19 protein-coding genes are annotated in these 20,535 nt (G+C 71.6%); 5 read left to right on the forward strand and 14 right to left on the reverse strand.

The window, feature by feature from the left end:
• The first annotated feature begins 650 nt into the window (after positions 1-650).
• On the forward strand, positions 651-2,129 hold the full coding sequence (locus FHL79_RS03295; RefSeq protein WP_138757202.1) for a SulP family inorganic anion transporter: 1,479 nt from the start codon (positions 651-653) through the stop codon (positions 2,127-2,129).
• Positions 2,130-2,200: 71 nt separating this feature from the next.
• On the forward strand, positions 2,201-2,572 hold the full coding sequence (locus FHL79_RS03300; RefSeq protein ID WP_246080298.1) for a MerR family transcriptional regulator: 372 nt from the start codon (positions 2,201-2,203) through the stop codon (positions 2,570-2,572).
• Positions 2,573-2,929: 357 nt separating this feature from the next.
• Here the strand turns inward: FHL79_RS03300 and FHL79_RS03310 are convergent, their stop codons facing one another.
• Both FHL79_RS03310 and FHL79_RS03315 read right to left on the reverse strand, forming a co-directional pair.
• Positions 2,930-3,343, reverse strand: a complete 414-nt coding sequence (locus FHL79_RS03310) for a hypothetical protein (protein ID WP_138757204.1) — start codon at positions 3,341-3,343, stop codon at positions 2,930-2,932.
• 661 nt (positions 3,344-4,004) lie between these two features.
• The gene (locus tag FHL79_RS03315; protein ID WP_138757205.1) at positions 4,005-4,661 is read right to left on the reverse strand and encodes a TetR/AcrR family transcriptional regulator; all 657 of its coding nucleotides are present in this window, start codon (positions 4,659-4,661) and stop codon (positions 4,005-4,007) included.
• Positions 4,662-4,768: 107 nt separating this feature from the next.
• Between FHL79_RS03315 and FHL79_RS03320 the strand changes: the two genes are divergently transcribed.
• Genes FHL79_RS03320 through FHL79_RS03330 form a run of 3 tightly spaced genes read left to right on the forward strand, consistent with a single transcriptional unit; the run spans position 4,769 to position 7,995 of the window.
• Positions 4,769-5,977 carry an FAD-dependent oxidoreductase gene (locus FHL79_RS03320; protein ID WP_138757206.1) on the forward strand — a complete coding sequence of 403 codons (1,209 nt, stop codon included), beginning with the start codon at positions 4,769-4,771 and terminating at the stop codon, positions 5,975-5,977.
• Between the two features lie 3 nt (positions 5,978-5,980).
• Positions 5,981-6,328 (forward strand): putative quinol monooxygenase, encoded by a 348-nt coding sequence (locus tag FHL79_RS03325; protein ID WP_138757207.1) that lies wholly within the window; start codon positions 5,981-5,983, stop codon positions 6,326-6,328.
• Positions 6,325-7,995, forward strand: coding sequence for a CocE/NonD family hydrolase (locus tag FHL79_RS03330; RefSeq protein WP_138757208.1), 1,671 nt, complete (start codon positions 6,325-6,327; stop codon positions 7,993-7,995). Before FHL79_RS03325 ends, FHL79_RS03330 begins: the two co-directional genes overlap by 4 nt.
• 92 nt (positions 7,996-8,087) lie before the next feature.
• Here the strand turns inward: FHL79_RS03330 and FHL79_RS03335 are convergent, their stop codons facing one another.
• From FHL79_RS03335 to FHL79_RS03390, 12 genes are all read right to left on the reverse strand, one after another.
• The gene (locus FHL79_RS03335; protein WP_138757209.1) at positions 8,088-9,248 is read right to left on the reverse strand and encodes an alpha/beta hydrolase family protein; all 1,161 of its coding nucleotides are present in this window, start codon (positions 9,246-9,248) and stop codon (positions 8,088-8,090) included.
• Positions 9,249-9,259: 11 nt separating this feature from the next.
• Complete coding sequence (locus FHL79_RS03340; RefSeq protein ID WP_138757210.1) at positions 9,260-10,318, reverse strand: SMP-30/gluconolactonase/LRE family protein; 1,059 nt, start codon at positions 10,316-10,318, stop codon at positions 9,260-9,262.
• The gene (locus tag FHL79_RS03345; protein ID WP_246080300.1) at positions 10,315-11,739 is read right to left on the reverse strand and encodes an aldehyde dehydrogenase family protein; all 1,425 of its coding nucleotides are present in this window, start codon (positions 11,737-11,739) and stop codon (positions 10,315-10,317) included. Before FHL79_RS03345 ends, FHL79_RS03340 begins: the two co-directional genes overlap by 4 nt.
• A gap of 1 nt (position 11,740) precedes the next feature.
• Positions 11,741-12,538, reverse strand: a complete 798-nt coding sequence (locus FHL79_RS03350; protein ID WP_138757212.1) for an SDR family NAD(P)-dependent oxidoreductase — start codon at positions 12,536-12,538, stop codon at positions 11,741-11,743.
• Positions 12,535-13,545 (reverse strand): fumarylacetoacetate hydrolase family protein, encoded by a 1,011-nt coding sequence (locus FHL79_RS03355; protein ID WP_218938305.1) that lies wholly within the window; start codon positions 13,543-13,545, stop codon positions 12,535-12,537. The genes FHL79_RS03350 and FHL79_RS03355 overlap by 4 nt, the downstream gene beginning before the upstream one ends.
• 3 nt (positions 13,546-13,548) lie before the next feature.
• Positions 13,549-13,842: a putative quinol monooxygenase gene (locus tag FHL79_RS03360; protein ID WP_138757213.1), complete on the reverse strand. Its 294-nt coding sequence runs from the start codon at positions 13,840-13,842 to the stop codon at positions 13,549-13,551.
• Positions 13,843-13,875: 33 nt separating this feature from the next.
• On the reverse strand, positions 13,876-15,096 hold the full coding sequence (locus FHL79_RS03365) for an FAD-dependent monooxygenase (protein WP_342777090.1): 1,221 nt from the start codon (positions 15,094-15,096) through the stop codon (positions 13,876-13,878).
• Positions 15,097-15,176: 80 nt separating this feature from the next.
• Positions 15,177-16,160 (reverse strand): ABC transporter permease, encoded by a 984-nt coding sequence (locus FHL79_RS03370; protein WP_171057985.1) that lies wholly within the window; start codon positions 16,158-16,160, stop codon positions 15,177-15,179.
• A 77-nt stretch (positions 16,161-16,237) separates the two neighbouring features.
• Complete coding sequence (locus FHL79_RS03375; RefSeq protein ID WP_138757216.1) at positions 16,238-17,911, reverse strand: sugar ABC transporter ATP-binding protein; 1,674 nt, start codon at positions 17,909-17,911, stop codon at positions 16,238-16,240.
• 73 nt (positions 17,912-17,984) lie between these two features.
• Complete coding sequence (locus tag FHL79_RS03380) at positions 17,985-19,163, reverse strand: sugar ABC transporter substrate-binding protein (protein WP_138757217.1); 1,179 nt, start codon at positions 19,161-19,163, stop codon at positions 17,985-17,987.
• Positions 19,164-19,355: 192 nt separating this feature from the next.
• Positions 19,356-19,781: a VOC family protein gene (locus tag FHL79_RS03385; protein ID WP_218938306.1), complete on the reverse strand. Its 426-nt coding sequence runs from the start codon at positions 19,779-19,781 to the stop codon at positions 19,356-19,358.
• 17 nt (positions 19,782-19,798) lie between these two features.
• Positions 19,799-20,524, reverse strand: coding sequence for an SDR family oxidoreductase (locus FHL79_RS03390; RefSeq protein WP_171057986.1), 726 nt, complete (start codon positions 20,522-20,524; stop codon positions 19,799-19,801).
• Positions 20,525-20,535 lie beyond the last annotated feature (11 nt).

Here is a 20,535-nt window from a genome sequence, read left to right on the forward strand (position 1 = left end):
CATGGTCGCGAGCCCGAACTCCCCCGATCAGGCGGCTGGTCCGTGCGATGAACTGCCGGTGCCAGATCCCGTCCTGGGTGAGCGTCAGCGGCTCCCCCCTTCGAGCGGCGGCCAGCGAACCGACCAACCGGATCGTGGACTGATCGGCCGGCATCAGGAGGAGCAGGAGGACGCGAGCCAGGTCCGTGACCAGCGTGGCCGGATCGCACCCGACACAGTTGCGCTGGTCGGTGGTGCGGTGCTGCCTCTGGTGGTGGCGCTGGCGGCGATGGCGCTCCCTACGCCTCGTCCGGTGGACCAGCTGCCATCGGTCGACGGGCCGGCGCTCATCGACGACGTCCCGCCACCACCAGTGGACCCTGGACCTCCGGCGGGGACAGCCCTGACGCAGCTGCCGATTCAGATGGCGAGCGCTCCAGGCTGTGAGGCTCGCCGCCATGCGGCAGGGAACAACTACGTCACGTAAGGGTTAGATTGTGCAGGCGCTAGGACCGCCGGGGACTGCACACCCCGACCGCGGACGATCGGCGCGCCCGCCCGACGGCAGCCTCTGCAGGTCGGGTCCCGACTCGGGGTGCAGCGCCGCACCTCTTCCCACCCGCGCCCATGCGGACACCCGCGCCGCACGGCGCTCGACCGAAGACGGTGGCATGTCCTCCCTGCCCGCACTGTCCGCACCAAGCCGACCGGCCTGGCTGTCTCCCCGGGTGGCCCGCACCGAGGTCCTCGCCGGCCTCGTCGTGGCGCTGGCGCTGATCCCCGAGGCGATCAGCTTCTCGATCATCGCGGGCGTCGACCCGCGGGTCGGTCTGTTCGCATCCTTCACGATGGCGGTGGTCATCTCCTTCACCGGCGGCCGCCCGGCGATGATCAGCGCCGCGACCGGCGCCGTCGCCCTGGTCATCGCCCCGCTGGTGCACGAGCACGGCCTGGGCTACCTGCTGGCCGCCGTCGTCCTCGGCGGGATCTTCCAGATCCTGATCGGCCTGGCCGGCTTCGCCCGACTGATGCGCTTCATCCCGCGCAGCGTCATGGTCGGCTTCGTCAACGCCCTGGCCATCCTGATCTTCACCGCCCAGCTGCCGCAGCTCATCGACGTCCCCTGGCTGGTCTACCCCATGGTGGCCGTCGGGCTGGCCATCATCTTCGGGCTGCCCCGCATCACCAACGCGATCCCCGCGCCGCTGGTCAGCATCATCGTGCTCACCGTCATCACCGTGGTCGCCGGCATCGGGGTCCCCAACGTCGGCGACGAGGGCGACCTGCCCAACAGCCTGCCGTTCCTCGCCCTGCCCGACGTCCCGCTCACCTTCGAGACGCTGCGGATCATCGCCCCCTACGCCCTCGGTGTGGCCTTCGTCGGGCTCATGGAGTCGCTGATGACCGCGAAGCTGGTCGACGACATCACCGACACCCACTCCGACAAGACCCGCGAGTCCTGGGGCCAGGGCGTGGCCAACATCGTCACCGGCTTCTTCGGCGGCATGGGCGGTTGCGCCATGATCGGCCAGACCATGATCAACGTGAAGTCCGGGGCCCGCACCCGGCTGTCGACCTTCCTCGCCGGGGTCTTCCTGCTCATCCTGGTCGTCGCCCTGGGCGACATCGTCGCGATCATCCCGATGGCCGCGCTCGTCGCCGTGATGATCTTCGTGTCGATCGCCACCTTCGACTGGCACAGCCTGCGCACCCTGCACACCATGCCGCGCAGCGAGACCCTGGTGATGCTCGCGACCGTCGCCGTGGTCGTGTACACCGACAACCTCGCCATCGGCGTCGGGGTGGGCGTGCTGGTCGCCTGCGTGGCCTTCGCCCGGCGCATCGCCCACCTCGTCGAGGTCACCGCGACAACCGACGAGCAGGGCCGCCGCGTCTACTCGGTGCACGGCGCGCTGTTCTTCGCCTCCAGCAACGACCTCTACACCCAGTTCGACTACGCCGGCGACCCCGCCGAGGTGGTCATCGACCTGTCCAACGCCCAGGTGTGGGACGCCTCCACCGTCGCCGCACTCGACGCGATCACCTACAAGTACGAGACTCGGGGCAAGACTGCCACCGTGGTCGGGCTCAGCGACCACTCCGCGGCCCGTTACGAGCGGCACGCCGGGCAGCTGAGCGGAGGTCACTGATGTCCCCCACCAACAGGTCGACGACGGCCCCCTCGCCTGAGGAGCGGACGCCGAACCCCCGTGCGGGTCTCATGCAGATCGGGCAGGTCGCCGAGCGGACCGGGCTGAGCCTGCGCACGATCCGCTGGTACGAGGAGACCGGGCTCGTCGTCCCGACCACCCGCAGCGACGGTGGGTTCCGGCTCTACAGCGACGAGGACGTCGAACGCCTCGAGGTCATCAAGCGGATGAAGCCCCTCGGCTTCTCCCTCGAGGAGATGCAGGAGCTGCTCAACCTGCTGCACGACCTCACCCACGGACGCGGCGACCGAGGGCAGCTGATCGACCGGCTGGCGATGTTCCACCAAGCGGCCACGGCCCGGGTCACCGCCTTGCGAGACCAGCTGTCCTACGCCGAGGGCTTCGCCGACACACTGGCGAGTCACCTGGAATGCCACCAGTGACTCTGCGTACCGTGACCTGAGCAGTCCTGGCGCTCGCGCATGTCGTACGGCCCCGCCGACGGTGGGTTCAGGCGGCCGAAGGCCGGTCTAACGCCGCCGACCAGATCCCCGCGCGCCTCAACAGCCAGAGTGCGCAGCGCGCATCAGCGCCCTCAGGCGTCAAGGCAGCAACCGTCGCCAGCGTTCTCACCGGGCCGGCGAGCTGTCTGGCCGTCCTCCGGCAGGTCCAGGTCGACGTCGCTGCGCAGGCGGTGAGCAGGGATTCAAGGTCACCAACGTCGTAGTTGGATACACACAGGCGGGCTGACGCTGTCTGATCGGCCATTCGGTGGGGGCGGCGCCCGTCCTAGTCCGTGATCAGAGCGGACGACAAGCCAAGCCGCAAACGGTCACGTAGCTGGACCGCTGAACCTGTGCCACCAGGGGTTCCACGGCGAGCGCCCACTGCTCGGAGGTGCGCACGACAGGGTTGACCGGGAGGTCGAGTCGCTGCTCAGCGCGCTCCGCAGCCTCGGCAACCGCGACACCAGGCGGCGACCCCACCACCAGGACGTCGACGTCTCTGGCCGGAGGCGTCTCGTGACCGGCGAGGCCGTCTGCCCATTCGCCGAAGATCAGCACGCACTGGGTTGCCGCGAGTGCTGAGAACTCTTCCCCGACGACCGGAACTGGTCCAGACCTGGCCGCGAGGAACTCGGGAAGCGCTCGTGCACAACTGTGTGTCGTGTCCGCCTGGTAGACATCAGCCGAATGGTGCAGGCGCTGGGTCACCAAGCCACCCGCCACCAGTGGCCGTACTTCCAGGTCGACAGCCCACGTCGGCATCCCCACGTCCACGGCCAGTTCTACGAGAGCGAATGCTTGGGCCGGGTGCAGGAAGAGGCGCGCCAAGATCTCGGCCTGACACCTGGTCAAGTGCCTGGGTGGGCCCTCACTCATACCGGCGCCTCCGCAGTGCGGCCCGCAGGACGGTTGCTGCCCGGCAGCCCAGCGAGGCCTTCCGAATGTCCTACTCTACCGTGACGTCACGGTAGTTGCGGCGCGCCCTCGGAGGGCGGATGCACCAGGCCCCGGTTTCCCGGGAACGGCCTCTGACCTGCCACTTCTTCTGTCGGGCTGACAGGATTCGAACCTGCGACCCCTTGACCCCCAGCCACCTGCCCGGGGTCCGCCCGAGTCCGCCGCCGTCTCGTTCTTGCAGGTCAAGCGTTCGTCCCGTTCGCGCCCGTCCGCACCGGTACCTCGCCGATCGGACCGCGTTGCTGTACCGGTTGCTGTACGCGGTCTTGGTTCCGAGCCGCCTGACGCGGCCTTCAACCGTGTGTGGATGATCTCCTCCGGCTCGCAGGACGCGGTCACACCCCCACCGGCAGCCCGGTCTCGGGCCCCGGCGTCTGCTCGACGTCCTCGCCGAGGAGAGCAACATCCTGGATCAGACGCTGACGTCGGCCAGCAGGTATCGCACCGCCATCTCGCCCAAGTCGGCGGTGAAGGCGTCGTCGCCGACCGGAACGGACGTCGCGAAACCCGGTCCGTAGGCGACGCGGATGATGGAGCTCGCGAACACCGTCCCAAAGCAGGAGCGGACAGCGGCCTCCGCGTCGTCGTGCCGGATGGCCCCCCGCGCCCGCAACACCACCCGAGAAAATCCCTCCCCCAGCTCTGCGCTGTAGCGCGAGCCGCGGCAGCGGACCTCCGCGTGCGCAGCCGAGACCAGCACGACCGCACGCAGGAACCGCTGGTGCCGCAGCGAGATGCCGACCATCTCGGCCACCGCGGCCCGGACCAGATCGGCGGGCGCCAGCCCGGCCCAGCGCTCCTCGTCGGCGAAGACCGCCTGATCGGCCTGCAACCGCGCGATCCCGTGCTCGTAGACGGCCAGGAAGAGCGCGTCCTTGCTCGTCGTGCGGGCGTAGAGGGCCGTCGGCGCGACCTGCGCACGCTCACTGACGGCCGCGATGGTGAAGCCGTCGTACCCGCCGTCCTCCAACACCGCAACGCCGGCGTCCAGCACCCGCGCCCAGGTCTCCCGGCTCCGCCGCTGCAGCGGCGGCCGGACCGCGAGATCGCTGAGGGGGGCGTTGTCCATGGGTGCATCCTCCCCGCCGTCATGGCCTTGACAGAATTGTGACGCGCACTACTGTTCTGATGCAACGGTAGCGTTCGCTACTGTTCCTCCGCACAACGAGGTGTGCCGTGACTGTTCCACCCTCCCCAGCTCCCCGTGGCCGGGTCGCCGTCCTGGGCGCCGGTCCGGCGGGCATGGCCGCCGCTCTCGGCGCCATCAAGGCCGGTCATGACGTCGTCGTCTACGAGCGCTACCGCGAGGCCCGGCCGGCCGGCAACATCCTCAACCTCTGGCCGCCGCCGCTGAAGGCGCTGCGCTCCCTCGGGGTCGACACCGTCGACCTCGGCGCCCCCACCGACTCCGAGTTCCGGAACCTGCGCGGCAAGGTCCGGGCACAGGTCAAGCTCGACGAGGACGTGAAGCGCGAGTTCGGCGGCGGCTTCATCGGCCTGCTGCGGCCCGAGCTCTACGAGCGGATGCTGGCCGCCCTCCCCGCCGGGGTGATCCGGTTCGGCCAGCAGGTGGCGCGCATCGAGCAGGACGACCGTGCGGTCACCCTGCACTTCGCCGACGGCAGCACCGCCGAGCACGACGTGCTGGTCGGCGCCGACGGCATCGACTCCCTCGTCCGCCGCACGCTGTGGGGCGATGCGCCCAAGCGGGAGCACCGGCTGCACATCTTCGGCGGGTTCACCTTCGCCGACGTCCCGGGCACCGAGCCCGACAAGTGCATCGTCGGGCACAGCCGGACGACCCAGGGCAGCTGGACGTCGATCCGCAACAAGGGCCGCAGCGGGCATCAGTGGTGGGTGCTCACCGCCACCGACCCCGATGCCCCGGCACCGGCCGACCTCAAGGCCGCGGCCACCGCGCTGGCCGCGGAGTTCCCCGCCCCGCTGCCCGGGCTGGTCGCGGCCACCGACCCGCAGAGCGTGCAGCGCTGGGTGCTGCGCGACCGGCCCGCCCTCACGCAGTGGTCGAAGGGCCGGGCCACGCTCGTCGGCGACGCAGCCCACCCCACCTCCCCCTACGCCGCCTACGGCGCCGGCATGTCCATCGAGGACGGCTACTTCCTCGGCCGGGCGCTGCGCGGCGTCGACCTCACCGACCCCCTCGCAGTCTCCCGGGCGCTGCAGACCTACGAGGACCCGCGCAAGCCGCACACCGCCAAGCAGGTCCAGACGGCCTACGTCCTCGGCAAGGTCTTCCACCATGCCCCCGCACCGCTGCGGCCGGTCCGTGACTTCGTCCTGGACCGCACGCCGTTCATGCAGAAGGTCGTGGGCGACTCCAACCCCCGCGAGATCAACAAGCAGCTCGCCCTGATGGAGGACTGAACCGTGCTCGTCATCCTGTCCAGCGCCACCGCCGCCCCCGGCCGCCGCGACGAGCTCGTCGCGGCAACCCGCGCCGTCGCCGCCGCCACCCGCGGCGACCGCGGCTGCCTGTCCTACTCCTTCTCCGCCGACGTCGAGGACGACGACCGCATCATCGGCATCGAGGTCTGGGCCGACCAGGCCGCGCTCGACGAGCACATGGACCACGATCACACCCAGGAGTTCCTGCGGGTGGCTCCCGGTCTGGTCACCGGCGAGCCTGTCATGGCCTTCCACTCCGTCCCGGACGACGGACACGCGGATGTCCCCCCGCCCACTGACCCGCTCCCCACCCGAGGAGCTCAGCAGTGACCACGACGCCACACCCCTCGACCGCCCGTCCACGCACCCGCCGTGGAAAGACGTTCGACGCAGCGCTGAACCGGCTCTTCAAGCTGCCGCGAGCCACGTCGGACTACACCGTCACCCGAGGTGTCCGGGTGCCCATGCGGGACGGCGTGGAGCTGCTCGGCGACCACTACGCGCCGACGTCCAAGGCGTTGGGCACGCTGCTGGTACGCGGACCCTACGGTCGGTCCGGCCTGTACGCGGTCAACTACGCCCGCCTCTACGCCCAGCACGGCTACCACGTGCTGTTCACCAGCAGCCGGGGCACCTTCGGCTCCGGGGGCACCTTCCGCCCGATGGTGGACGAGGTCGACGACGGAGTGGACACCCTTGCCTGGCTGCGCGAGCAGTCCTGGTTCGGCGGGCGCCTGGTGACCGTCGGGCTCTCCTACCTCGGCTTCACCCAGTGGGCGATGCTCACGGACCCCCCGCCGGAGCTGGTGGGCGCGATCGTCATCGTCGGCCCCCACGACTTCACCCGCGTCGCCCACGGGACCGGGGCCTTCACGCTGAACGACTTCCTCGGCTGGAGCGACATGGTCGCCGACCAGGAGAAGTACGGCCCCGCACGGTCGCTGGTGAACATGGCCCGCGCGGAGAAGCGCCTCGGCCCGGTCCTGTACGCCCTCCCGCTGCGCGAGGCGGGCGAGCGGCACCTCGGCAGCGGCGCCCCGTGGTACGGCGACTGGGTGTCCCGCCGAGACCTGACCGAGCCCTTCTGGAGGGCCCACGACATGACCGCCGCCCTGGACCGGGTCACTGTCCCCGTCCACCTGGTCGGCGGCTGGCAGGACCTCTTCCTCGACCAGACCCTCGAGCAGTACGCCCGACTCCACGAGCGGGGGCAGGACGTCTCGCTCACCGTCGGGCCCTGGGTACACGTGGACTTGGTGACCAAGGCGGCGGGATTGGTCGGGCGGGAGGCCCTGGCCTTCCTGGGCGAACACCTCGCCGAGACCGGTACCCGGACCCGGCCGTCACGGGTGCGCGTCTACGTGACCGGAGCCGACGAGTGGCGGGACCTGCCCGGCTGGCCACCGGCCACGACTGGGCAGACGCTGTACCTGCAGCCGGGGAACAGGCTGGGTGCCGAGGTGCCGGCCGACGACACCGGCACGGTGGGCTTCACCTACGACCCGGTAGATCCCACACCCACGGTCGGCGGGCGCCTGTTGTCCCAGGGCATGGCCGGCCGCCGCGACGACCGCACGCTCGCCGAGCGGGGCGACGTGCTGGCCTTCACCGGACCGGTGCTCACCGCGCCGCTCGAGGTGCTGGGCGTGCCGGTGGTGGAACTGGCGCACACGTCCGACAACCCGCATGCCGACCTGTTCGTCCGGATCAGCGAGGTCGACGCCGAGGGCGACTCACGGAACGTGTCCGACGGCTTCGTCCGGCTGGACCCGGCCGCACCGGCGGGCGTCGTCCGACTGCCACTCGACGCGATCGCCCACCGCTTCCCGGCCGGCAGCCGGATCAGGCTGCTGGTCGCCGGCGGCTCGCACCCGCGGTTCGAGCGCAATCTCGGCACCGGCGAGGACCCGGCGACCTCCAGCGCCACCGCCCGCTCACGCCGGACGATCACCCTCGCCGGGGGCGCCTCCACCCTCGTGCTCCCGGTGACCGCCTGAGCTGAGCGGCGGCGTGCCCGCCGGGCTGGTCGTCTACGCGCACCGGGAGTCTGCCCCGCGTAGCGGGCGCCGGGTCGAGCAGGCGCGACAGGTCAGCCGACGGACTGACCGAACGTCTCGGCGACCCAGTCGGCGATGAAGCTGGTCGGGTTGGCGGGGTCGTCGAGGTTGCAGTGTTCGACGCCGCCCTCGTCAGCGGTGTACACCTTCAGCTCCCGCTTGGGGCTGCTGGTCGCCTGCTCGTAGCTGCGGTGCGCGTACTCGACGGGGATCTGCCGATCGGAGCCGCCGTGCACGACCAGGTAAGGCACCCGGAGCCGCTCGACGACGCCGTCGAGGTTGATCCGGTCCCACAACTTCTCGAAGTCCTCCATCGAGGTCTGACCCCACACCCACAGGGCGTGCTCCCAGTAGTGCGGTACCGGGTTCTCGCCCTCTCGCTGCAGCCGGCGCCGTTGCACCTCGCCCCAGTTGTGGTTGGCGCCCCAGGACACGACCAGCGCGAAGCGCTCCTCGAACGCGGCGGCGCGCGGGGCGTAGTAGCCGCCGAGCGAGACCCCGAGGACGCCGATCCGGTCGGGGTCGACGTCGTCCCGTCCGGCCAGGTACTCGTAGCAGGCGGTGCCGTACGCCTCGGTCTCGGGGACGGCGTGCAGACCGTGCAGCCGCAGCGCTCCCCCGGTTCCCGGCTGGTCGACGAACAGGGTGGAGACGCCGCGCCGGGCCAGCTGCTGGGCGAGGCCGGCACCGAGCAGCTGCTCCTTGAAGCTGTCGAAGCCGTTCCACACGACGAGGCAGGGAGCCGGGGCGCCGTCCGTCCCAGCCGCCTTGTACAGGTAGGCCGGCAGGGATGCCCCGGCGTACGGGATCTCGATGACCTCCACCGGGTCGCGCGCCAGCCGCATCGCCTTGTGCTGCAGGGCGATCGCCCGCTCGTAGTGGGCACGCCGGTCCGGGGCGTGCACGCTCTGCATGCGGTCGGCGTTGATCAGGTAGAGGGCTGCCCGCCGGTACTTCTCGCCCGCGGAGAAGCTGCGGCCGGCCGCCTCGTCCCGCTCGGCCAGCCCGATCAGCCGGTCGGCCACCGCGGACCACGAGGCGAAGAACTCCTGTGTCCCGGCGTCGGCCCCCTGTGCGGCGGCCTCGCGGATGGGACGGCATGCCTCATCGACCTCGGCGAGCTCGCCACCGTTGCCCAGCGTGGCCACGACGGCCAGGTTCCACACGTAGTTGCCTGGAAAGTACTCGAACACGGGGGATCTCCTCAGAAGGACGCCGACCAGTGCGGCAGCGGCGCACCGGGGACGGGAGAGCGGAAGGTGGGCAGCGAATCGCCGCCGAGCGAGCCGATGTAGACGGTGCGCAGATCGGCGCCGCCGAAGGTGATGCTGGCCATGCGCGGAGCCAGGCCATCGCCCGGCTTGGCGTCGAGCGGTGTGCCGGCGCCGCTGCTCCCCGCAGGTACGGCGGCGTCCTTGACGGCCCGGTCGCCGTCCTCCCAGATGGTCAGGACGTCGCCCTCGGGGGTGATGGCGACGAGCTTGTCCTGGCCTATCAGGGTGGTCCACAGGTTGCCGTGCGCGTCGAAGGCGAAGCCGTCGGGCGCGCCGTACAGCCGCTCCGGGCCGTAGACCTCGCGGCCGGTGAGCGTGCCGTCGTCGTGGACCTGGAACCGGGTCATGTGGTCACCGCCGGTCTCAGCGGCGTAGAGCTGTCGTCCGTCGGCGCTGAACCGCAGCTCGTTCGTGCCCGCGAGGTCTGTCGCCACGACCCGGCCGACGGACTGTTCGCCGGGCACGAAGTCGTCGATGACGGCGATGTAGCCGTCGGACTCCACGTTCTGCCCCCGGTTGCGCCAGGCTTCAGCTGACGCGGTGACCGAGAACCACAGCCGACCCGAGGCGTCCAGAGCCGGGAAGTTGGCCTTGCCGATCGGACGGACCTCACTGTCGGGCCACATTACGGATCCCGCGACGAGAGACCAGTGCCCGTCGCGGGTGAGGTGCTCGATGACGTTCGTACCGAAGTTCCCGATGACGAAGTCCCCGTGGGCGTCGAAACACATCCCGTTGGGCATCGAGAAGCCCTGGTTGCCGTCGATGTTCGCGCCCACCTCCGGGGCGAAGGGGCCGCCGCCGTTCCGCGGGCGGACGATGTCCTGACTGCCGTCCGGGCGGATGTGCACGATGCCGCCGCCGAGGTCGGCGACCCAGAGGTCACCCGACGGCTGGGCAAGCACACACTCGGGACGACGCAGCCCCGTGCCGGTCAGCGTGATGTCGGCCGGGTCGACCGACCAGCCGACGAGGGGGTTGTCGCTCATTCCACCGGCTCCTCGGGGGCGGACGCCTCGGCGCCGATCCACACGCTGCGGACGTTGGTGAACTCTCGGATGCCCTCTTCCGACAGTTCCCGGCCGTAGCCGCTGCGGCGGGTGCCGCCGAAGGGCAGCCGGGCGTCGGAGGCGACGACCGCGTTGACGAACAAGGCGCCGGAGGTGATCCGCCGGCCGACGGCCAGCGCGCGGTCGACGTCGCGCGACCAGACGCTCGCGCCGAGACCGAACGGGCTGTCGTCCGCGAGCCGGGCGGCATGGTCATCGTCGACCGCCCGGATGACCGCGGCCACCGGACCGAAGGTCTCCTCTCGGAAGACCGCCATCTCCGAGGTCACGTCGGCCAGCACCGTGGGCGCAAAGAAGGCGCCGCCTTCCTCGAGCCGCTTACCGCCGGTCACCACCGTGGCGCCGGCCGCCACCGACTCGTCGACCTGCCGCTCGATCGCGGTCACCTGCTCGACGCGGGCCAGCGGACCTACCTGCGTCGACGGGTCGTGCGGATCGCCGACGGTGAGCTCGGCGACGGCTGCGCCGAAGCGGTGCGTGAACTCGTCGGCGATGCTGTCGGCCACGATGAACCGCTTGGCGGCCAGGCAGCTCTGGCCGCTGTTGAGGAACCGCGATCGCACGGCCATCCGTGCCGCGAGCGCTACGTCGGCGTCGTCGAGGACGACGAACGGGTCGGAGCCACCCAGCTCGAGCACCGACTTCTTGATGGCCCGGGCGGCCACCGCGGCTACGGCCGCGCCGGCCCGTTCGCTGCCGGTGAGCGTCACGGCGGCGACCAGCGGGTGCTCGATGATCCGAGCGGTCGCCTCGGCGACCTCGGTCTCGTCGACGAGCAGGGTGGTGAAGAGCGCCTCAGGCGCACCGACCGCAGCGGCAGCGGCACGGAAGACCTCCTCCGCCGCCAGGGCACAGCCGGTCACCGACGGGGCGTGCTTGAGCAGCGCGGCGTTGCCTGCGGCCAGCGCTGGTGCCGCGAAGCGGACCACCTGCCAGAACGGGAAGTTCCACGGCATCACCGCCAGGACGACACCCACCGGCTCGTGCGAGACCCAGCTGCGAGCGGCAGGGGTCTCCACGACGCGGTCGGCGAGGAACTCCGGCGCCTTCTCCGCGTAGAAGCGGGTTGTCCATGCGCACTTGTCGATCTCCGCCAGCGCCTCGGCGACCGGCTTGCCCATCTCGTCGGTCATCAGCGCGGCCAGCTCCCGCCGACGCGCGGTCAGCTCGTCCGCGACCGCCTCCAGCAGCGCCGTCCGCTGTGCCCAGTCAGTCGTGCGCCAGGAGATGGCTGCCGCGTGCGCAGCGCGGACCGCCGCGTCGACCTGCTCGGCGGTGAAGGTGGGCCACGTCGCGAGCACCTCGCCGGTCGTCGGGGAGGTACTGGTCAAGGTGCCCACGTCAGGCCTCCGGAGCGGGAGCGGCCGGCGCGGCCCCGCGCACGGCATCGGACAGGAACTTGACGCCGGCCTGGTTGGTCTGGCCACCGTCCACGGCGATCTCGGCACCGGACACGTACCGCGACTCGTCGCTGATCAGGTAGACGACCAGGTGCGCCACGTCGTCCGGGTCGCCGAGGATCCCGAGCGGGTTCACCTCCAGGCTCGCCTGACGGAACGTGGCGGGGGCGTTGGCGACCATCGGGGTGTCGATGAAGCCGGGATGGACGAGGTTGGACCGGATGCCCAGCGGCCCCAGCTCCAGGCTGGCCACCTTCGCCAGTCCGCGCACGGCCCACTTCGAAGCGGTGTAGGCCACCGTGTAGTGCGGGGTGACCGCAGCGGCGCTGCCGATGGTGACGATCGACGAACCCGGCGGCATCAGCGGCACCAGCGCCTGGATGCCCAACAGCGGGCCAGTGGTGTTGACCCGGAACATCCGCTCCCAGTCGGCGAGCTCGACGTCCAGCAGCCGGGCGCGGTGGGTGAGCCCGGCGTTGTTGACCAGGCCGTGCACCGCCCCGTACCGCTCCCCCAGCTCGGCGGCCAGCGTTGCCCAGCCGGCCGGGTCAGCGACGTCCAGCTGCCGGTAGAAGATCGTGTCCCCGTCCAGCTCGGCCGATGCGACGTCCTCCGGCGCGACCACGTCGGTGGCGACGACGGTTGCGCCCTCAGCAGCGAGCGCGCGTGCCTCCGCTGCACCCTGCCCCCGCGCGGCGCCGGTGATGACGACGACCTTGCCGCCGACCCGGCCCGTCACGGCCGCACTCCGGTGTCAGCCTGCAGCTCGGCCAGCGGGGTGGGCCGAGGGATGGGGCTGCGCTCCGGAGCTGCTGCGACCACCGGGTTGGCGACCGTGCCGAGCCGGTCGACCGTCAAGGTGATGACGTCGCCGGGCAGCAACGGGCGGGGTTCCTGCCGCCCGGCCCGGCCCCAGGCCTCGGCGAGCGAGCCGCCGTGGCAGGTGCCGGAGGCGATGAGGTCACCCGTCCGAACCCAGGCGCTGCGCGAGGCGTAGCTGACCAACTGCTCGAACGACCAGCCCATGTGCGCCAGCGTGTCCTGCCCGAACACCTCGCCGTTGATGTACGCGGTCATGGTGAGGTCCAGCCGGTCCCCGCGCCGAGCAGGCTCGAGCTCGTCCGGCGTGACCAGCCACGGACCGACGGTCGTGGCGAAGTCCTTGCTCTTCGCCGGCCCGAGGCCACCCTTCATCTCGTGCGCCTGGATGTCGCGGGCCGACCAGTCGTTGACGATCACGTACCCGGCGATGTGCTCCCGGGCCTCCTCGGGCGTCAGGTCGCGCCCGTCCCGGCCGATGACCACGCCGACCTCGAGCTCGAAGTCCAGCGCCTCGGAGCCGGGCGGCGCGGCCACCGGCTCCTCCGGCCCGACCACCGAGTGCGGGCTCCCGTACAGGTAGGTCGGCTGCTGGGACCACGCCGCGAGAGCGACGTCTGCGTTGCCGGTCATGGCCGCCGCACCCTGCACGTGCTGCTCGAAGGAGACGAAGTCGCGGAAGCTCGCCGGCCGCACCGGGGACAGCAGGCGCGCCTCCGTCATCGGGATGCTCGGGGCGTCCTCCGCCGGCTTCTGGCGGGCCACGGCCGCCGCGAGCAGGTCCGTGCCGGCCGGCAGGAGCCGCACCGAGCCGGTCCCGTAGGCAGCAGCCACGATCTCAGCGGCGCTGCTGCCCGCGTCCGGCTCCTCGGGTGTCAGGACGCCGACCCGCTCCTGCCCGTCGACGTCCAGGCGTACGAAGCGCACGGCTCAGAAGTCCAGGACGGTGGTCAACGCGCGCTCGCGGTTGGCCAGCACCGGGATCGCCTTGCCGAGCGCGTGCTCCTCGAAGTGCGGGTACGTGCCGTGCGTCTTGAAGGCCGCCTCGTCGTCGTAGACCTCGAAGATCTTGAACACCGAGGGCTGCTCGGGGTCCTGGTGGACGATGTAGGTCTGGCAGCCGGGCTCGTTGCGGGAGGCGGGGGCGAGTTCGACGAGCGCGTCGCGGACGACGTCCTCCTTGCCGGGCTGAGCGGTCCAGGTGGCGGAGCAGACGAAGGCCATGGCAGTTCTCCTTGTACTAGAGGGCAGTGCAGGTCAGTAGGGGCCGGCGAGCGTGGCCATCGAGGAGCGCATCAGCCCGGCCGGGTCGGCGCCGGGGATCGCGGGGTCGACCTCCCACCGGGCCAGTTGCACGGAGTTGTCGACGACCATCGCCGCGCGCCGCTGTCGCCGCTCCATGAAGAGGGCGAGCACCTTGTCGGCGTCGTACCCCTCGCCGATGAGCTCGGCGAGCACGATGGCGTCCTCGGCGGCCATCGCCGCGCCCTGGGCGAGCATGGGTGGGCAGGCGTGGGCGGCGTCGCCGATCACCAGCACCCGGCTGCGGTACCACGGGCCATCGATGAGCGTCGCGTCCAGGGACCGGTAGTCGATGGTCGTGTCGGGCCCCATGCTCGCCCGGATGGCCGGCCAGAGTCCGCCGTAGCCCGCAGCCCGCTCGGCCATGAGCTCGTGCAGCGGCCGGTCGCCGTAGGACTCCAGCCGCCGGTCCTCGTCGAGGACGTAGGCGTACATCCGATCGGGGCTGATGGGTGCGTAACCCGCCTTGTACCGAGGACCGCCGTAGTAGAGCTCGGCGCAGTCCATGCCGGACTGGCGAGGGCCCTCCATCCGCCAGATCGCCATGCCGACCGGCCGGCGACGAGCCTCGAGGCCGACCAGCGAACGGACCGCCGAGTGCTGGCCGTCGGCCCCGACCACCAGGTCGAACAGCTCGGCGGAGCCGTTCGAGAGCGTGGCTCGGACACCGCCGCCCTCCTCCGTCAACGCCTCGATGCCGGTGCCGAGGCGGACGTCGGCACCGGAGGCGTGCACGTGCCGGCTGAGCACCTGCTGCAGCAGGAACCGCATCGACCCCATCGTCGGCGGGAGGTCGTCACCGCCCAGCGGCGGCGAGATGATCTCCTGGATGAGCCCGCCGTCCGCGGTCCGCATCCGTAGCCGGTCGAACGGCGCGCCTGCAGCGACGACCTCGTCGGCGACGCCCACCTCACGCAACGCCCGGAGGGCGTTGCCCTGGATGGTGATGCCGTGGCCGATGGCCTTCCACTCGGTCTGCCGCTCGGCGAGGACGACGTCGAGGCCGCGCTGACGCAGGGCGAGGGTGAGCACCGATCCTGCTGTGCCACCACCGACCACGAGAACTCGGCGAACGGGCTGGTCCATGAGATCCCCTCCGGGGTTGTGCGCTGTGTGCCCGCTCACCATTCGTCGGAACGGGCCGGGCCGGAAGCTGATCGCTGATATCGCAGGCATGGCCGTCTCCGATGGTTCGGGGACCGCGCGAGGCGACGGGGCGCTGCGCCGGGATGGAGCCCAGGCCGGCACAGGCCGAGTCAGGTGGTGCGCATGCCGCGGCTGCGGCCCAGGTAGTGGGACAGCGCCACCGCGACGAGGAGTGACGCGCCGTTGAACACCGGGCTGGCCCAGGTGCTGGCGCCAGAGAGCGTCAGGCCACTGACGGCCACGGACACGAAGAGCACGCCGATGATCGTGCCAACCACGTTGAAGAAGCCCGGCCGGACGGCTGTGGCACCGAGGAACGCAGCAGCCAGCGCCGGGAAGAGCAGTCCCGTGCCGGGATCGGCGGTCGCCGAACCCGATCGGGCCAGGGCGAGCACGCCGACCAGCCCGGAGAGGGCGCCGGCGAGGACGAACGTCGTCCAGACCGACCGTTGCACCCGGATGCCGACCAACGCCGCCGAGCGGGGGTTGGAGCCGATGGCGTACAGGCCGCGGCCGAAGGGTGTCTGGGCCAGCAGGTACCACAGCAGCACGGCGATGACAGCGACCACGTACACGACCTGCGGGATGCCGAGCAGTGTCTTCGACCCGAACTGCGCCAAGCGGGGGTCCAGCCCGTTGAGGATGGTCTGCCCGCCGGTGTACCACTGGACGAGACCGCCGAGCAGCGTCGCCATGCCCAGCGTCGTGACGAACGAGTTCAGCCCGAAGCGGGTGACGAGCAGGCCGTTGAGGCCGCCGATCAGGACGCCGACGCCGATGCCGACGACCATGGCCAGCCCCAGCGGCAGGTCGTTGAAGCTCATCAGACCCGCGGTGAGCACCGAGGAGGACGCCGCGATGGCCCCGAGCGAGAAGTCGAAGTAGCCGCAGACGAGGGGGAGGATCACCGCCAGCGCCAGCAGGGCCACGGTGGCCTGGTTGCCCAGCAGGACACTGGCGTTCTGCTGGGTGAAGAAGATGTCGCCACTGGCGGGGTTGAGCGAGAAGAACGCCGCCACCGCGACCAGCAGCAGCAGGAGGGCGTGTCGTTCGAGCAGCCCCTTGGCACCGCCGTGGGCACCGGATCTGGACACCCGAGGTGGCGTGGTCCGGTCGTCCGTCCCGGGCTCGCCGGGACCCGGGGACTGCAGGGGCGGGGTGTCGGTGACGCTCATCGGGATGCTCCCTGGTGGGCCGGGTCCGCGGCCGGTGCCCCGGCCGTGCTCTGGGTGAGGGCGGTCAGGTGGTCGGGGGTGAGCTGGGCGCCGGCGACGTGCGCGGCGACCCGTCCGTCCTGCAGGACGAGCACGCGGTCGCACAGTGCGCACAGCTCCAGCAGGTCGGAGGAGGCCACCAGGACCGCGCACCCGTTGGCGGCCGCCTCCTGCACCGTGCGGTAGATGTCGGCGCGGCTCATCACATCGACGCCCTGGGTCGGCTCGTCGAGCAGCAGCAACGACGGGGTGCGCTGCAGCCACCGCGCGAGGACGACCTTCTGCTGGTTGCCACCCGACAACGAGGTGAACGGCACGTCAGCGGAGGCAGCCCGCACACCGTGCCGGGTGACCAGCGCGTTCGCGTCGGCTCGCTCCCGGCCCACCGACATCCCCCAGGGCCGCCAGTAGCGGCGCCGGACCGTGACGCTGATGTTGTCCCGGACCGTCAGGTCGGCGAACGCGGCCTCCCCAGCACGGTCCTCCGGGACCAGCGCCACACCTGCGTCCATCCGGGTCCGCACGTCGCCGTTGCCGTGCAACCGGCCGGCGGGGTCGCGCACGGTGACGCTGCCGGACGCCGGTCGGTGCTCACCGAAGACCGTGCGCAGCAGGGAGCTGCGACCCGATCCCACCAGCCCCGCGACACCGACGATCTCGCCCCGGCGCAGCTCGAGGTCCACACCACGGAGCGGGCCGCCGTGCAGGTCCCGCACCTGCAGGACGACGTCCTCACCGTCGGCGTCAGTGGCCGGAGTGGCGCGGGTGGTCGCCGCCTGCTCGTCGGCCGGCGCAGAGTCGTCCCCGTCGAGCCCGCCGGCCACCACGTTCGCGTCGATGGTCCGGGCCAGCGCCGCGCCGGTCATGTGGCGCACGAGGTCGTGCTCGGTGGGACGCTCCCCCACCAGTGCGGCCACCGTCCGGCCGTCGCGGAACACGGTGAAGTCGTCACAGACCGACAGCACCTCGGGCATGCGGTGGCTGACCATCATCACGGTCTGCCCGTTGTCGGCGCGGCGACGCACGGCCTCGAGCAGCACGTCCGACTCGTGCTGGGGCAGGGTGGCCGTCGGCTCGTCGAGCACCAGGATCAGCTGTTCGTCGCCCTCCTGGTCCTGCAGGGCCCGGCAGATCGCCACCAGGGTGCGCTGCGCCGGCCGGAGCGCGCCGACCGGGGTGCGGGGATCGGCGTCGATCTCGTACGCCGTCAGCAGTTCGGCGACGCGGCGGTGCAGGCCGCGCCACAGGACCCGGCCACCGGGGCCCGTCGGGTAGCCCGCGTCGAAGGCGAAGTTCTCGGCGATCGACAGCTCGGGGAACAGCCCCAGGTCCTGGTGGACGAAGCGCAGGCCGGCGGCGCGGCCGGCGCGGGGGTCGTAGGAGTCGACGTCCCAGGCCTGCCCGGCGACCTCGATGCGTCCCCCGTCCCCGCGGTGCACGCCGGCGAGCACCTTGATGGTGGTGCTCTTCCCGCAGCCGTTGCCGCCGACGAGGGCGTGCACGGTGCCGTGGCGGAGCGCCAGGTCCGCCTCGTCGAGGGCCAGCGTGGCGCCGAACCGCTTGGTGAGAGCGGAGACGCGCAGGACCACGTCGGATCCCGGCGGGGCGGTGGGGGGTGTTCGGGGGGTCATCGGTTCTCCTCCGTTCCGGTGGCCGCCCCCGCAGGGGCGGCCACCGGTCGAGCCGGACGGTGGGCCAGGGAGGTCAGACGCCCCAGGCCTTCTCGTACGCGGCCTGGTAGTCGACCTCGCCGGTGAACGGCTGTCCGGTCTCCGGCATGTTGTGGTCGGCGTCGACCACCTGGACACCGGAGCCCTGGGGCTGCGGCTCCTCACCGTTGAGGGCACGGATCGCGGTGTCCACCGAGCCCCAGGCGCCCCACTCAGCGGGGATCGCGACGGTCGCGTCGAGCCCCCCGTCGTTGCGGATGAGGTCGAGGTTCGGGCCGCCACCCAGGCCGGAGACGACCTGCAGGTCGGCCGACCGGCCAGAGGCGACGACCGCCTGCGCCAGCCCGACGTTGACGATGCCGCCGACCGGGAAGAAGACCGCGTTCGCGTCCGGCGCCTGCAGCAGCGCGGTGGAGAACTTCTGCGGGAGGGTCCCGCTGCCGACGTCCTGGTTGGAGTAGTCGAGGGTGGCGGCGATGGCGCACCCGTCACAGGTGGCGATCTCGTCGGAGAACCCCGTGGCCATCCACTTCCCCCACACCGCGTCGGTGAAGTTCAGCTGGACGACCTGGGCCGTGCCGTCGGTCTTGCCGATGAGCCAGTCAGCGGCCAGCTGGCCCATCAACTCGTAGTAGTCCTGGGGGGCGACGCCGTCGAGCTCGATGCGGTTGCTGGCCCACAGCGCCTGGCCGCCGGCCGCGTCGCAGTCCACTCCGCCGCCACCGACGACGGTGATGCCGGCGTCCTTGGCCTCCTGGAAGGGCTGCTGGACCGACGGGCAGTCGATGCCGATCGGGATGATGACCTTCGCGCCGGCGCTGATCGCCTGACGCACGCACGTGCCCCAGCCGTTCGGGTTCAGCTGGCCGTCGCAGACGTTGACGGTCCACCCGACCGTCTCCCCGGCCTCGCGGGCCGCTGCCGTCGGGACGGCACAGCCAGGGACCTGCTCGCCGCAGGAGACGACCCAGAGGTCGACCCCGGCCGGCGGAGTGGTCGGCGTGCTCGGCGGGGTGCCGATCTCGCCCTCGTACGCAGTGTCCAGAGCCTGCTGGGACGCTCCCGACGCGGGGGCGCCGCTGGCGCTGCTGGCGGCGCTGCTGGAGCCGGAGCCGGAGGCGACCTCCGACGGGGAACTGCACGCCGACAACAAGATGGCGAACACGAGCGCCAGGACGGCACCGATGCCGTACCGGCGCGGGGACTTCGACATGGGGCCTCTTTCACTGGACGGCGAGGCGGACGGCGAGGCGGCCGAACCTCGAACGCGGTTGACGCGAGCTGGGTCACAGCGAAGCGGGAGCAGTGCTCCACCGGAAATCACGATCGACGATGTGATCCATGCCGCTGCCCGATGCCTGAGCCGAGCGACTCACCGGCTGTACGTCGTGACCGACCCGACCTGTCAGGTCGGCGGCCGTCCGATCAGCTCCACCAGGTTGCCCTCCGGGTCCCGCACCCAGGCGAACCACCAGCCGGCCTCGGGAGACGGTGCGGGCGCGAGGACGGCGGCCTCTCCCCCGGCGACCAGTTGCCCGTAGCTCGCCAGCAGGTCGGGGACGACGAAGGCGACGTGCCCGAAGCCCCATGTGGCTGCCGCCTCCACGGGACTGGCTGCCCGCAGGCCAGGCGACCCGCTGCCGCGGGCCAGCAACTCGAATCGTCGTCCCGCGTCGTCGATCAGCATCACGATCCGCAGGTCGAGCGCCCCCAGGACGAACCGGGACTGCACTCGGTGACCGAAGGCGCTGACGTACCACTCGACCATCGCCTCGAGGTCGCGGACGTTGAGGCCCACGTGGTCGAGGCGCGGCCGGTCGCCGGGCTCCACGGGATCAGGAGTCAGTCTCACGGCTGCCACGGCCGGCCAGTCGGGGTGACCACCAGCTCGTAGGTGACGGCCCGCGGGTCCTGGTCCGCGAGGAACCGGACGGCCTCGGCCACCGCCGCCTGGTCGACGCGCTCCAGCCTGGGGACGCGCTCCTGCCAGCGCCCTTCATCGGTGGCTGGACTGTCCAGCGGTGCATCGACGACGAGGACGGCGGCGCGGATGCCCTGGGGCCGCAGTTCCTGCGCTGCCGCGTGGGTCATGGCCCGCAGCCCGGCGTGGGCCGCCGACCAGAGGCCGTGACCAGCTGCCGGTCGGCGGGCGGAGTGATTGGTGACCTGGATCAACACGCCACCGTTGCCGCCGGCCTGCAGGGCCCGGGCGCCCTCGCGGAGGAAGGAGAACCCGGCTTCGAGCACCGGCACGGTCCACCACTGCAGCGCGTCGTCCCGTGCCTCGGCCAGCGAGCCGCCGTGGAACCCCTCCGCCGGACGGGCTCGCGCCAGGCTCACCGCGTTCACCACGACGGTGAGGTCCACCAGTTCGACCCGGGCGCGGTCGAGAACGGCGGCGAGGGCGGTCGGGTCGCGGATGTCGCAGGTGTAGGCGCGGGCTCCCCGAGCTCGGGTCTCCCGGGCGGTCCCCTCGGTCAGCGAGACCCCTGCCGCCGTCCAGCCGTCGGCGAGGAACCGGTCGAGTATGGCGCCGCCGAGGTTGCGCCCGCCGAGGACGACGACACCGGACACCTGATCTCCTC

Origin of the sequence: Modestobacter altitudinis, assembly GCF_005930475.1 — a bacterium.
GTDB lineage: Bacteria > Actinomycetota > Actinomycetes > Mycobacteriales > Geodermatophilaceae > Modestobacter > Modestobacter altitudinis.

Excerpts from the sequence above, each read along its gene's own strand:
- FHL79_RS03375 (WP_138757216.1), bottom strand. The coding sequence starts at position 17,911 with ATGACCCCCCGAACACCCCCCACCGCCCCGCCGGGATCCGACGTGGTC.
- FHL79_RS03360 (WP_138757213.1), bottom strand. The coding sequence starts at position 13,842 with ATGGCCTTCGTCTGCTCCGCCACCTGGACCGCTCAGCCCGGCAAGGAG.
- FHL79_RS03340 (WP_138757210.1), bottom strand. The coding sequence starts at position 10,318 with ATGAGCGACAACCCCCTCGTCGGCTGGTCGGTCGACCCGGCCGACATC.
- FHL79_RS03315 (WP_138757205.1), bottom strand. The coding sequence starts at position 4,661 with ATGGACAACGCCCCCCTCAGCGATCTCGCGGTCCGGCCGCCGCTGCAG.
- FHL79_RS03365 (WP_342777090.1), bottom strand. The coding sequence starts at position 15,096 with ATGCCTGCGATATCAGCGATCAGCTTCCGGCCCGGCCCGTTCCGACGA.
- FHL79_RS03300 (WP_246080298.1), top strand. The coding sequence starts at position 2,201 with ATGCAGATCGGGCAGGTCGCCGAGCGGACCGGGCTGAGCCTGCGCACG.
- FHL79_RS03295 (WP_138757202.1), top strand. The coding sequence starts at position 651 with ATGTCCTCCCTGCCCGCACTGTCCGCACCAAGCCGACCGGCCTGGCTG.
- FHL79_RS03380 (WP_138757217.1), bottom strand. The coding sequence starts at position 19,163 with ATGTCGAAGTCCCCGCGCCGGTACGGCATCGGTGCCGTCCTGGCGCTC.